A 14,258-nucleotide genomic window follows, 5' to 3' on the forward strand; every position below is an offset into this window, starting at 1 on the left:
AAAACTATCCATTAAAAAAGGGCTTATGAATTTTTATGTTCATAAGCCCTTATCTTTTGTCTATTTGAATGCTTCTATATTTTAAGTCGCAAATACTCGATTCTCAAAGGGTTTAACACATGGTTTTCAAGCATTTTGAAACCTCTAAATTTTTAAGAAGACTTTTTCAGTGCCCTCATATACACTTCCGGCCTTTTCTATGATTAATTTAGAGTACTATTTCAACCACCAAGGTTTGGCTGTAATTGCATCAGAACCAGAGAACTGGCTAGCTATTGCAGCGGCTACATTGGTTGCATTGGAGTTGTATTCCGCTTGCGGATACATCCATCTGTATGCAAAATGATTCGGGTTAGTCTTTGCAAAACTTGGATACCCCGTACGTAGATGGTCAAAATATGCCGACCAGCCTCCTTGATGGAAGGAACGGAGATATCTTTGCATCATAATACGCTCAATTTGTTCTTCCTTCCCACTAACTGCAGAAAGTTTTACCGTGTTTTGTGCCAAGTAGGTATTCGCTATACCCTCATTTATATAGCTGCCAAGACCTTTTGCATAAGTTTCATAGAACTTGAATCCAGCCTTCACACCCTCATTATAAAAAGTGTCAGCATTCCCAGATATCCAACCTCTAACAACCGCTTCAGCCAAGATTAGCTGTTGCTCGCTGTAGCCCAACAATACCGATGGTTCATTGGTAGGATCCTTCGTAAAGCGATCGGCAACCTTTGAAACATTACCATTGGTCGCTTTCTTGTTGACCTCATCATAAGGTCTGATCGGGTTCCCACCTTCATATGCCGTGAAATCGTTCACTGCTTTACCAGCCTTGGCTGCGTTTGGAGTCCTGGTGAACAATACGAATAAACGAGCGTCTTTAAGATCTTGTAATCTTTTGATAAAAGTCGAATCCACGTACATACCAGAACCATAACCACTAGAGTTGAATTCAGGATATCGGTTTCCGATCTGATCTAAGTACAATAATTTAGCATCATCAGTACCCGAAGTGAATAAAGGTTCGCTGCTAACGATCTGGCTGAACTTAGCTTTCGGAGAAATTGTTCCATCTGCCTCTTTTGGCGATAAAGTCATTAAAACCTTCAACCTGAAAGCATTCACCAATTTGCGCCATTGCGAAGCCGTTCCGCCGTAAATGATATCTCCTTCGATTCTGTTTTCAACTTTTGATAACAAGGTATTTGCCTCTTCCAACTCCTTCAAAATCCCTACAAATACATCGTTTTGGCTATCGTATTTAGGAGAATAGTTGTTTTCTTTTTCACCTTTCAATGCATCAGAATAAGGAACATCTCCAAAAGTCATCGTTAGGTTATAGAAATAATACGCTCTGAAGAATTTACCTAAGGCGATATAGTCTTGCAAGTTTCTTTTCTCAGCTTCCTCGATCATTTTCGTTACATCACGCAATTTTCCGTAAGCACTGAAATCGCCACGTTGCCATGCATAGATCTGATTAGAGTTCTCACCATCAGTCTGCACAATCATTTTCAGGGCGTATAAAGGACCAGTTCCTTTAAAGGCATTGAATGCTTCCCATTGTATTTTTGTCAATAAAAACTGTGGGTGTGTTGTAGACGATTCGTTGGGATTGATATTGATCTCTTCCAATTTTTTACAAGAAGAGGTTAAGCTCACAAAGAGAGCAAGAAATCCCAATATGATAATATGTTTGATATTCATGGTTTAGAATTTAAAGTTTAAGGATGCTCCAATGTAACGTGCAGACGGATCTTGAAGGTTGTTGTCATCACCATAGTCAGGATCCAAGAATGGAATGTTTTGCCACATCAATAGGTTGTAACCAAAAACAGTTGCATTGATTGACTTCACTTTTGAAGTTTTGATGAATTTATTGATGTCATAAGCTACAGATAAGCGGCGAAGCTTAACAAATGAGCGGTCAAAGGTATTTGCAAAGAATTTGTTCTCATCCTCAGTTACCCTTGCTTGGTAAGGATAGATCTGGCTCCATGTCTGCCAGCTCACAGCCTGTGTGTTTTTCTCGTAGGTACGGGTATCAGAAACCACCTTCCCGTTCACATCCCTTACCAGCTCACCACCTGTTACGATTACACCTTCCGGCACATAAACATATTTTCCAGCAGTGTATTCCGCATCTCTATACTTGGTTGAAGATGGGTGTTTGCCACCCCACCACATTTTTTCATGGGTTACAGAGTTGATCAATCCTCCAACAGATCCATCAATATCTAGGTTTAATGAGAATCCATGGATATTGAATCTATTTTGGAAACCAAATCTCCAATTAGGATCCAAGTGACCTACGTTCTTAGCATAACTGTCACGGATTGGCATCCTAGTCGCATTGTTCAGGATCACTTGACCATCAGCAGATTTTTGCCAAATGGTAGCATAATAGGCATCAGCACGGTCACCCACCATATAGTTGCCAAATTTCTCAGAGCCATGGATCGCAGCGAATTTTTTCACCTGTCTGCTCCAGTTAACCGAGAAATCCCAGCTGAAGTTCTCATTCTTGATCGGATAGATATTCAACATCAACTCTACACCTTGGGTTTTGAAATCCAGCACATTGGACTTTCTCAATGGGAATCCAGAAGCTTCTGAGATCGCTAAATCCCTGATCTGGAACTCATCGTAAACATTGTAATAAGTTGCTTCGGCATTTACTTTATTGTTCAGGAAAGAAAGCGCTAAACCTGCTTCGATAGCCGTAGACTGCTCAGGTAAAATAGCAGGATTCGCAAGAACATCCCTATAAGAAACAGATGGAGTCGATCCATAAGTTAAGTTCTTTCCATAAGTCAAATAAGTACTATATGGATCTAAGTCGTTTGATACCTGTGCTAATGAGGAGTACACCTTCAAATAGTCAATTCCAGCAGGTAATTTGAAGTAATCAGATAAGATTGAACTCAATGAAACCGCAGGGTAGAAGTAAGAGTTATTTCCTTGTGGCAATGAAGAAGACCAGTCATTTCTTCCGGAGAAGTTGATGTACGTCGATTTAAATAAATCCAAGTTCACTGATCCGTATACCGAGCGGGTCACCTTTTCAGAGTTGAAGGTCGAAGCCGAAGCGGGACCCTGCGTATTAGCCAAACTGTATAGTTTTGGTACGATCAATCCATCTGTTGCCAAGTAAGAATTGTTCATTCTACGTTGGTATACAGATGAACCAGCATTTACGCTGATACCAAAGTTCTCACCAAATTCTTCATGGTAAGTTGCCAAAACGTCCGCGTCAAAATCAACTCTCTTGTTATTCCAAACCTTATAATCACCATTTCTTGAATCACCATAGTTCATATAAGATTTCGGACTTTGCATATTTTCAAAAGACGAATTCTGTCTTGCCGAAGCACGTCCCTGAACGGTAAAGTTTGGAGATACCTGCCAGTTCAAGGTAGATTGACCTTGCAGAACATCGCGGTTATGTTGTTGGTTCAGTTCATTTGCCGCAAAATAGGGGTTGTTGTACCAAGCATAGTTATAGTTCGCTTGGCGGAACCCCTCCTGACCAGGAACATAGTAATGCTCGCTCAGGTCCTTACCATTTACGTCATTACCCATCCATAATAAGATGGTGTACATGTGGTTTTTAGGTCCGTAGCCATATCTTGGGTAATTTGGAGAATAGACCTTGTTATACGATAGATTCACGTCCAATTTCAAGGACGGATTGAACATATAGGAAGTGTTCATCGTCGCACCGCCAGATTGCAATTGCGAATTAGGGACCTGTCCTTGTTGGATAGCATATTTACCGGTAAAGAATACAGCGGCTTTCTGCCCTTTATAAGCGATGCTTACATTGTTGTCATTGACAAAACCTGTTCTTAGGAAGTCCTGAAGGTTATTGTGGCTCACAAAATCCATCGGAACACGTTCGTATAAGGAGCGGTCATCATAGATCGTTCCTTTCACATCACCCCACCAAGGAATGATTTCGCCAGTCTTTTTATTTTTTATTGGACTGTTCCATTGCGGAACTTTCACCCCTGCATTCAGTTTTGGTCCCCAGGTCATATCACCATCTGAGATACCACCGTCGGCACCATCCCAGAATTCATATTTCCCATTCGATCCCGAACCGTATTCAGTCTGTGTTTCTGGAAATACCGTGAAGCCTGCAGTCACCATGTTCGTTGTGGTGAAGCTCACTTCCAATCCATCTTCTTTGGCTGATTTTGTCGTGATCAAGATAGCGCCATCTCTACCTCTAGATCCATATAGTGTAGAGGCTGCGGTACCTTTCAGTACGTTGATGTTGGCAATGTTCTCGCTAGGGACATCGAAGAAATCCGTTTCTACAACGATACCATCGATTACGATGATAGGATTCTTGCCACGCAGGGAGAAATTAGGTTTTTGGAAAATACCTGTCGGATTGGTTACGGTCAATCCGGCAACCTGTCCTGATAAGGCATTCCCGATATTCATGGTTTTAGATTGATCCAACACCTCTGTTTTAACTTCCTGTGTTGCATAACCTAACTTACGTTTTTGTTGTTTGATACCGATTGCGGTTACAACCACTTCTTCCAATGCCGATTCATCCTTCAACATCACGATGTTGACCGGAGAGCCCGAGTAGGTAATGGTCTGTGTCACATAACCTAGTGAGGTGAACTCCAATACATCGCCTTGTTTAGCCTCGATTTGGAATGAACCATCTAGTTTACTTGCTGTACTTAACTTGTTGGTCAGGTTTCGGATGGTGGTACCAACTAGGACTTCGTTGGTTTCGTTTTTTATCTTACCAGTTGCTTGGGTCTGGATGGATAGGGTAGCGGTTTCATAGAAATGGGCTTCATCAAGACTACTTGCAGAAGCGGATTTTCCAATGAGCGCGCAGCACAAAAGGGCATAGCCAATTTTGCTGAATTTCCGAGATTTTCGGACGGTTAATAAATCCATAAGTAATATTTAGATTAATAATAGAACCCCTGTTCTATATATTTCTGCAAAAGAAGCAAAGCTATTTTAAGGTAGTTTTAAGCAAATATTAAATTATTACTTATAATTCATTAATTAATTGTGAACTAAAATCAGTGATAGCTAACCTTTTCTTTAAATAAAAAATATTAATCAATGGTTGTTTAAACATATAGATTTAGGAGCTCTATCTGTGGACCAATAAAACCAAATGATGGATCGGTGTTTGAAACTGGGATGGAAAATCAATCACCTAAACTATTTCAAATGAGAAAATTAGTATTTGCTGCATCCATTTTAATGCTAAGTTTAGACGCTAATGCGCAGAGCCCAGGTCAATTCAAGATCGGAGCCAACATCGGACTTCCAGTTGGCGATGTGGCCGATGTTTCCTCCTTTACTGCTGGTGTAGATGCAGCGTATCTTTGGAGCGTAGGCGAAAAGATCCAAGTCGGACCAACTGTCGGATTCCAGAACTATTTCCTGAAATCTGATTATAAGGACGCTGGCTTTTCAGATTTTAACTACATCCCTTTGGCGGCTTCTGGACAATATTCTATCGTTCCTGAATTCTTCATCGGAGCTGATCTGGGATATGCCTTGACTACTTCAGGTGGTGAAGATGCTGGAGGTTTCTACTATATGCCGAAAATTGGTTACCAACAACAGAAATGGGAACTTTTCGGCGGTTACCGTGCCGTGAATAATGATGTCAATTTCGGAGCAATTAACCTTGGTTTTAACTTCAAGTTTTAATAATTAGACATTTGTGGAAAGCCGGTAAAACATTGGGTTTTGCCGGCTTTCTTATTGCCCAAACCTTCCTCCACAGCACTGCAATCACCCGCAGAATCTCATCAATAACCTTATTATATTATTGTTAACTTATTGCTATTCCTGAAAATATTAATAAATTTAGTCTATATTTTATCCAAACTTATTAACACTAGATACTATGAGTAATATCAAAGAGAGAGTACTATTGATTGCCGAATCAAAGGGTATACACAAAGTCGAGTTTTTTAAAGGATTGGGTCTTTCCTATGCAAATTTTAAGGGCGTACAAAAAAACTCCGCCCTAGGCTCCGATGCAATAGCCACTATTCTATCTAGCTATGCCGATATTTCTCCTGAATGGTTAGTTTCTGGTGCCGGCGAGATGTTGAGAGAAGATAATCATCAACTTCATGAAGTCGCCATTACCCTTCCTTCTAAAATCGATAAACCTATCGATAATGGTACCTTGTCCGCTGCCCTGGAAAAAGTAATCAGCGCTCAACAGTCTACCATTCAATCACAAGAAATAACCATTGCAGCCTTAACGGCAAGGATTGACCAATTGGAAAAAAAGAAGAAAAACAAGAAAAAACGTTAATGCATTTTCAATAAAAGTTCTTTCACAGAAAGCTGGTTTTTTCTTATCTTTTCTGTATGAAACTGCTATTGATTTTATGTGCTTTCCTGCTTCCTAATGTCCTTTTTGCGCAAGTCAGTAGAAACCTAAAGGCATTCTACAATGCTGATTCTACCTTGGTCGGCTATCAAGATCGGCAAGGAAAAGTTATTGTTCCACTCTCCCTACAAGCTGTCAGTAGGATCCCAAGTTCTTTTGACAATATCATTTCGGTAACAGAGGTCAACGATCAGGAAGAATTTCGTTCTTATTTCCTGACCAAGACCGGAAGAAAGGTTGGCATTGACAGCCTCTACTATTTTGACAATGTTCCGGATTGCGAGAGTGAAGGTTTTATCCGTTTCTATGACCAAGCAAATGACCTGGTAGGGTTGCTTAATGCCGAAGGCGAAATTCAAATTCCTGCCATCTATAATGGCCTAGGGCGTGTCAATAATGGAATGATTCCTGCCTTAAAGGGCGCCCAAAGAAAAAGGGATAGTCCAGATGACGAACATTCCTATTTTGTGGGCGGAAAAAGTATGTTGATCGATACGAATAATCAGGTCCTTATTGAGGATTTCCCATACAATGATAACCTGAATTTTTACCAAGTAAGTATCAATGGCTCTTTGCCTGAGGATGGGACATGGGAAAAATTTAAGGGGAAAAATGGTAATACTTATGCCTTTATGGACTATGTAAAGGAGTTTGAACAGCTTTTTCCTAAATTATTTTCCAAAGAAATAACAAAAGAACAATTGATCTCGCATTCCTATGACAGCATCGCCTATTGGCATGAGGACCAAAATCAATGGGTATTTGAGGAAAGTCCTAAATACATCAACCGTCAAGGTGATATATTAAAGGAACTGTTCGAGTCTGTTATCAGCGGATCGAAAAAATACGATATCTCTAAATCCAGCTTAAATTATTTCATATTTGAAGGCGAATCCTATAGTATGTATCTCGATCAATGTGGTGATTCATTAGATGCAAAGTATCCGGTCATATCCCTGTCTTTGTACGACGAATTCCCATATGTATCAAAGACATTTGAGTTTCTCCGGACGGATGAGGGATACAAGCTCATCCTCGTCAATTTTTAGATTAATTTTTATCTTAGGGCAAAATATTATTTTAACAATGAATATTAGAAGAGGATTAAAGCAGGATTCGGAACAAATAGCAAGTTATTTATTGTTGGCCATGGAAGAGATTGCCTACCGTTTTATTGGACAAAGAGACCAGCAGCAAGCCTTACATTTTTTGACAGAATTGGTCAAACAAGAAGGTAATCAATATTCCTATAATAATAATTGGGTAATCGAGGAGGAGGGAGAAGTTGTGGCTACTGCCCTAGTTTACGATGGTGCAAAATTACATGAATTAAGAAAGCCGGTTGCACAATATGTAGAATCTCAATTCCAACGTGATTTCAACCCTGAAGACGAAACACAAGCAGGCGAATTCTATATTGATTGCATCGGGGTCAATCCCAATCAACAAGGTAAAGGTCTAGGGTCGAAAATTATTGAATTCCTGATCGGGGAGTATGTTACCGAGAATAAAACGGTACTAGGGTTGCTTGTCGATGATGATAACCCGAAAGCTAAAAAACTATATGAACGTCTAGGCTTCCAAGTGGTCGGCGAAAAATGGTTGATGGGAAAACATCTGGAACATATGCAGATTAAATAATCGCTTAAAAATACTGGAAACGCCCATGCCCTCGCATAGGCGTTTTTTTATGGGTTATTATTCCCTAAATTATTAGCTAAAACCTTTTTACTACCTATCTTTTTTGTGAATTTTTTTATTAAATTTGATAGTGGACCTGTTGTAAACCAATCAATCTAATGCTTATTTCGAAGTCGGTATAACAGTAAACGGTGTTTTTTCACATTACATTACTAGATCACTATGTTCAAGAGTCAAATTCCGCGAATTGGGAAAATTTGGAGCAAAGGGAAGAGCTTTGCAGCCATGGCAATGATTTTTATCTCTGCAACCCAAGCCCAGGCCCAAAAGTCAGAGGTAGATTATGTCAATCCTTATATGGGAAATATTTCCCACCTGTTGGTGCCAACTTACCCAACCGTTCATTTACCAAATTCCCTGTTACGTGTCTATCCTGAAAGGGCTGACTATACCTCGGATCGCATCAAAGGCCTTCCTTTGATCGTCACCAGTCACCGCGGAAGCTCTGCCTTTAACCTGAGCCCAATTGTCTCGGGAACCCGAGGTTTAAAACCGGTATTGAACTATAGCTATGATCAGGAAATCATCAATCCATATAGCTATTCCGTTTATTTGGATGAGGATAATATTCAGGTTGACTTTGCTGTTTCCCATCAGGCCGCCATCTATGAATTGGGCTTTGAAAAAACAGGGCAGCCACAACTGATCTTTAATTCTCGCAAGGGCGATGTGAAATGGGATGGAAACGGTGTATCTGGAAGTCAGGATATCGGGAACAATACAAAGGTCTATATCTATGCAGAATTTGACCAAAAACCTACCGAAGTTGGTAGCTTAAACAATGGTCAGGTCAGCAAGTCCACGGAAGCCTCAGGCGATCAGGCGAATTTAGTCTTGACATTCCCAACAGCGGCTAAGACTTTAAAGGTTCGTTATGGTATTTCCTTTATCGATGCAGCTCAGGCTAAAGCAAACCTAAACCGTGAAATCAAGAACTTCGATTTGGAAAAAGTGAAGACAGATGGAAAAGCAACCTGGAATAAGGCACTCGGCAAATTGAAGGTGGAAGGGAAAAATGAAAATGATAAGAACATCTTCTATACTTCCCTGTACAGAACCTTTGAAAGACCAGTCAATATTTCTGAAGATGGTCGCTACTTCAGTGCCTTTGACGGCAAGGTCCATTCAGATGAGGGAGTCCCATTCTTTACAGATGACTGGATTTGGGATTCATATCGTGCCCATCATCCTCTCAATGTCTTGATCGATACCAAGAAGGAAGGCAATATCCTGCAATCATTCGTCCGGATGTCTGAACAGATGCCTAACTTCTGGTTGCCTACCTTCCCGGAGATTACTGGCGATAGCCGTAGAATGAACTCCAACCATGGGGTGGCAGCTCTTTTAGATGCTTATGAGAAGGGTGTTCGTTCATTCAATGTAGAAGAGGCCTATCGTGCCGCAAAAGGAGCGATTACCGAAAAGACCTTGGCTCCTTGGTCTGGTAAACCTGCCGGAAAGATGGACCAATTTTTCTTTGAAAAAGGTTATATCCCAGCTCTGCATCCAGGTGAAAAGGAAACTTATCCAGAGGTACACAGCTTTGAGCGACGCCAACCTGTGGCCGTTACTTTAGGTACTTCCTACGACCTGTGGTGTTTGGCGCAATTGGCTAAGCATTTAGGCAAGACTGAAGACTATGAGAAATTCATGAAACAGTCTTTCAATTATAGAAACCTATTCAACCAAGAAACGAAATTCTTCCACCCTAAAGATGAGAAAGGGAAATTCTTGGAACCATTCGATTATGTGTTTTCAGGAGGCCAAGGCGCTAGGGAATATTATGGAGAGAACAATGCTTGGATCTATCGTTGGGATGTTCAGCACAATATCCCTGATTTGATCAATCTGATGGGTGGGAATGAACAATTCGTGAACTACCTAGATGAAATGTTCGTGCAGCCTTTGGGCAAGTCCAAATTTGATTTTTACCAACAGTTACCCGATCACACCGGAAATGTTGGACAATTCTCTATGGCAAATGAACCCTCACTACATATACCATATTTGTACAATTATGCAGGACAACCATGGAAGACTCAAAAAAGGATCAAAACCCTGATCAAGCAATGGTTCCGCAATGACCTCATGGGGGTTCCAGGAGATGAAGATGGAGGTGGACTTTCCTCTTTTGTCGTGTTCTCCCAACTGGGTTTCTATCCGGTTACTCCAGGCTCTGGAATGTATAGCATCGGTTCGCCATTCTTTGAAAAGGCAGTCATCCAATTGGAAAACGGAAAGACCTTTACGGTCATTGCAAAAAATGCTTCGGACAGATTTAAATATATACAATCCGCTAAATTGAACGGCAAACCATTGAATAAAGCCGAGATCTCCCATAAAGATGTTTTAAATGGCGGAGTCCTAGAATTCGTCATGGGCGAAAAAGCCAATAGAAACTGGGGTTCCGATAATTAATAAAAATTTAGAAAAAGCTGGAAGGCTGCCCCATAACGGGCAGCCTTTATTATTTGCCTCCTTTTCTGCTCATTTCAATAAAATCAGTATATTCGGGTATATTCTAAACCCAATCATTTCTATGAAAACCCTTTTGTTAAAGCTCACTCAAGCTTTATTCTTGCTATTATTCCTTCCATCAATAAGTTTCGGCCAACAGAAACCAAATGTTGTGATGATCTATGCGGATGACTTAGGCTATGGTGATTTGAGTGCTTATGGCGCTAGCAAGATCCACACGCCACATATAGATGCCTTGGCTAATCAAGGGGTCAGGTTTACCAATGGACATTCCTCCGCTGCAACCTGTACACCTTCCAGATATTCCCTGATGACAGGCAAATATCCATTCCGAAAGACAGGAACTGGCGTGCTGCCCGGTGATGCAGCTTTGATCATCGATCAAGGTCAGATGACCCTGCCAGAACTTTTTAAGCAACAAGGATATGAAACCGCAATAATCGGGAAATGGCACCTAGGCTTAGGTAGCCAGGTAGAAAAAAATTGGAATGAAACTATAAAACCAGGACCATTGGAAGTAGGCTACAATTACTCCTATATCTTCCCTGCCACGGCAGACCGAGTACCAACCGTTTTCTTGGAAGGACATCGTGTAGTCGGTGTCGATCCTAATGATCCTATTGAGGTTTCCTATAAACAGAAGATCGGGAACGAACCGACAGGGCTTGAAAATCCGGAACTATTAAAAATGAAAGCTAGTCCCAACCATGGACATAACCAAACCATTATCAATGGAATTGGAAGGATAGGCTGGATGACTGGCGGCCTGCAGGCCAGATGGGTGGATGAGGAAGTAACCATGACTTTTGCCGATAAGACCATTCAATATATCCGTGAAAATGCCAGGAAACCATTCTTCTTGAGCTACCATGCTACCGAACCTCATGTCCCAAGAATGCCTTCTACCATGTTCAAGGGGAAGAGTGGCTTAGGTTACAGAGGCGATGCGATCCTACAATTGGACCATACCGTAGGCGAGATAGTCCAAGCTTTAAAGGATAAGGGGATCTATGAAAACACGATCATTATCTTTACCAGTGATAATGGAGCCGTATTGGACGACGGCTATGTAGACGGAGCGGTGACCCAGCTGAATGGACATAATCCATTTGGTCCATATAGAGGAGGTAAATATTCGGCTTTTGAAGGCGGTACCCGTGTTCCCTTTATTATCAGCTGGCCAAAAGGCATCAAGAAGCAGCTGGTGTCAGACGCTTTAGTCTGTCAGATGGATCTTCTTTCCAGTTTTGCCAATTTCTTTAAAAAACCGCTGCCCAATCAAGACGAATTGGATAGTGAGAATATCTGGAATGCATTTATCGGGAAAGATAAAAAAGGAAGGGAATTCCTTGTTCAATCTGCAGGAACCTTCTCTATTACAAAAGAAAATTTGAAATACATCAAGCCTAGCAAGGGGAGAGCTTTCAATGAACTGACCGGAACTGAACTGGGCAATCATGCCGAAGATCAATTATTTGATCTGTCAAAAGATCCGGGAGAAAAAGATAATATTGCTAAACAAAATCCAAAAGCAGTCGCAGAGTTAAAGGAACTGTTGGAAAAAGTACTGAAATAATATTTGTGGAGCCTGAAGTTCAAAAATTTTGGCATGGGCTTCGAGATTCGTTTTAGTCTTGTTCGAGACATATTCGGAAAATTCGGAATGTGTCTCGAATGAGACTAAAACAAGGTCAAAGAAAAGTTTCTAATAAACTGACCATGGAAATTAAGTAAAAAGGCTGTTCCCCATCATGGGGAACAGCCTTTTTACTTGCTAGATTTTTTAATATTTATAAACCGTAGGCATTGTCATCGTAGTTGATGTCAGCAAGCCTTTGAGTAGGGTCAATCCAAGCTTTTTTCACTTTCTTGGTAACTGGCACTGAATAAGTTGGTTTTGTCCAGAACCAATCCGTAAGGACCGTGCGCTTTACACCTTGGTAAATATCATATTGCTCAGCCGGTTTTTCACCGCGCATTTCACGTAATGGGATGTAGAAAAGTTCCTTGCTTCCATCTTCATATTCTACCAATAGGTCGATAGGCATAGCCAAGTTCGATTTATTTTGGATTTCAATGCTGTTTTCAGAAACATTGGCAATGGCATAGTCAATCGTTCTCGTAGTATTGATAAACAAGTTGAAATACCATTTCAAATTGATTCCAGAGGTCTCTTCCGCTACCCTTTTAAAGTCATTAGGAGTTGGGTGTTTGAATTTCCAGATATCATAGAAATTCAAGAAGGTCTTTTGCAAGTTTTGCTTTCCAATGATATAGCCCATTTGTTCTGCCAATACTCCACCTTTACTATAGGCTTCAATGCTATAGGCAAAGTTGGTATTGTAATAGTCTGCTAATAGACTCATTGGTTCCTCTTTTCCAGATTTAGCCAAGCGATAGTAAGAATTATAAGCTGAACCGATAGGGTTAAGTGCTCTTGCTTTTGGTTTTTCAAACAGTTCAGTGTATGCCAGTTCTTCAATATAACTGGTGAAACCTTCATCCATCCATTCATCGACTGTTTCATTCACACCAAACAACTGTTGGTACCAGGAATGCGCTGCTTCATGGAAGATTACTCCCACTAAGCCTTTCAAGTTTCTACCACCTGTGATCAAGGTTGCTGTTCCATATTCCATTCCACCATCACCACCTTGTACGATCGAGTAGGTTTTCCAAGGATAGGCACCGAAGTTCTCACTGGTAAAATCAAAGAATTCCGTAGCTAATCCTAATGCTGTTTTCCAATTATCCTTAACCTCTTGGTCTGTAGGTAGGTAAATCGTATAGATAGTAGTTCCCAATTTTGTTTTGGCAGAATCCACTTCGAATTTAGGATCTGCTGCCCAAGCAAAATCATGGATATTCTCGGCTTTATAATGCCAAGAAGCTTTGTTGTTTTTGGTTTTGATCTTGGCATTTTTTACATAGCCCTTTACTTCAGCAGGGTTCTGTAATTTTCCAGAAGATCCGATCACGTAATCTTTGTTGATATGGATGGTAACATCGAAATTTCCGAAAGGGGCAATAAATTCACGGCCAATGTATTCGTCCAGGTGCCAGCCGAATTCATCGAATTGGGCCATTTTAGGATACCATTGGGTCATGGAGAATGCTACACCTTCTTTTGAATTACGACCGCTTCTGCGGATCTGTTCAGGCACCTGAGCTTGCCATGTCAATTCAAACTCTACCGTACTGCCATCTTTGATCGCTGTAGGCAAGGTTACCTCGAGGATGGTGCCATCTTCTTTGAAGGTTACATCCGTACCATTGTATTTTACCGATTTGATTTTTTGATATCCGATCTGTTCTGGTGACAGGACAGAAATACGGCTTTGACGAACAGGTTGTTCTTTAGTGCCTATATTGGTGACCATTCTTGCATCCGGGTCAGGAATGGTTTTCAAACGCTCATCCATCATGCTTCCAGGTTGGAAGGCATTGAAATAGAGGTGAAAGTAGACCTTGCTCAATTCTTGTCCAGAATTATTGCTGTATTTCAGGTTCATCTTACCATCGTATTGGAATGTCTTTTCGTTGACATCAATATCCATGGTATAATCGACTTTCTGATCCCAATACGTTTTGCGCTGTGCAAAGGATGTTAGGGAACAAAGAGCCAAGACTAGTAAGCCAAGAGTGTTTTTTAGATTCATAATGCCAAATATATAAAATT

General features: G+C 40.8%; 9 protein-coding genes. 6 read left to right on the forward strand and 3 right to left on the reverse strand.

Features of this window, described 5'->3' with window-relative positions; all coding sequences use genetic code 11:
* Positions 1-216: 216 nt before the first annotated feature.
* Together ACWIB3_RS04135 and ACWIB3_RS04140 are read right to left on the reverse strand one after the other, a co-directional pair.
* Complete coding sequence (locus tag ACWIB3_RS04135; RefSeq protein WP_454290963.1) at positions 217-1,707, reverse strand: SusD/RagB family nutrient-binding outer membrane lipoprotein; 1,491 nt, start codon at positions 1,705-1,707, stop codon at positions 217-219.
* Positions 1,708-1,710: 3 nt separating this feature from the next.
* On the reverse strand, positions 1,711-4,929 hold the full coding sequence (locus ACWIB3_RS04140; protein ID WP_454290964.1) for a SusC/RagA family TonB-linked outer membrane protein: 3,219 nt from the start codon (positions 4,927-4,929) through the stop codon (positions 1,711-1,713).
* A 285-nt stretch (positions 4,930-5,214) separates the two neighbouring features.
* Between ACWIB3_RS04140 and ACWIB3_RS04145 the strand changes: the two genes are divergently transcribed.
* The 6 genes from ACWIB3_RS04145 to ACWIB3_RS04170 all read left to right on the forward strand — a co-directional run bounded on the left by ACWIB3_RS04145 (position 5,215) and on the right by ACWIB3_RS04170 (position 12,155).
* Entirely contained in the window at positions 5,215-5,703 is a 489-nt protein-coding gene (locus ACWIB3_RS04145; RefSeq protein WP_454290965.1) for a hypothetical protein, read from the forward strand.
* Positions 5,704-5,902: 199 nt separating this feature from the next.
* Entirely contained in the window at positions 5,903-6,322 is a 420-nt protein-coding gene (locus tag ACWIB3_RS04150) for a hypothetical protein (protein WP_254528908.1), read from the forward strand.
* A gap of 56 nt (positions 6,323-6,378) precedes the next feature.
* Positions 6,379-7,449 (forward strand): hypothetical protein, encoded by a 1,071-nt coding sequence (locus ACWIB3_RS04155; protein ID WP_454290966.1) that lies wholly within the window; start codon positions 6,379-6,381, stop codon positions 7,447-7,449.
* A 37-nt stretch (positions 7,450-7,486) separates the two neighbouring features.
* Complete coding sequence (locus ACWIB3_RS04160; protein WP_454290967.1) at positions 7,487-8,041, forward strand: GNAT family N-acetyltransferase; 555 nt, start codon at positions 7,487-7,489, stop codon at positions 8,039-8,041.
* Positions 8,042-8,326: 285 nt separating this feature from the next.
* On the forward strand, positions 8,327-10,519 hold the full coding sequence (locus ACWIB3_RS04165; RefSeq protein ID WP_454290968.1) for a GH92 family glycosyl hydrolase: 2,193 nt from the start codon (positions 8,327-8,329) through the stop codon (positions 10,517-10,519).
* A 121-nt stretch (positions 10,520-10,640) separates the two neighbouring features.
* Positions 10,641-12,155, forward strand: a complete 1,515-nt coding sequence (locus tag ACWIB3_RS04170) for a sulfatase-like hydrolase/transferase (protein ID WP_454290969.1) — start codon at positions 10,641-10,643, stop codon at positions 12,153-12,155.
* A 214-nt stretch (positions 12,156-12,369) separates the two neighbouring features.
* On the opposite strand, the gene ACWIB3_RS04175 is transcribed toward ACWIB3_RS04170, so the two are convergent.
* Positions 12,370-14,238, reverse strand: coding sequence for a M1 family metallopeptidase (locus ACWIB3_RS04175; RefSeq protein ID WP_454290970.1), 1,869 nt, complete (start codon positions 14,236-14,238; stop codon positions 12,370-12,372).
* Positions 14,239-14,258 lie beyond the last annotated feature (20 nt).

The sequence above is a fragment of the Sphingobacterium sp. NPDC055431 genome (assembly GCF_053644255.1).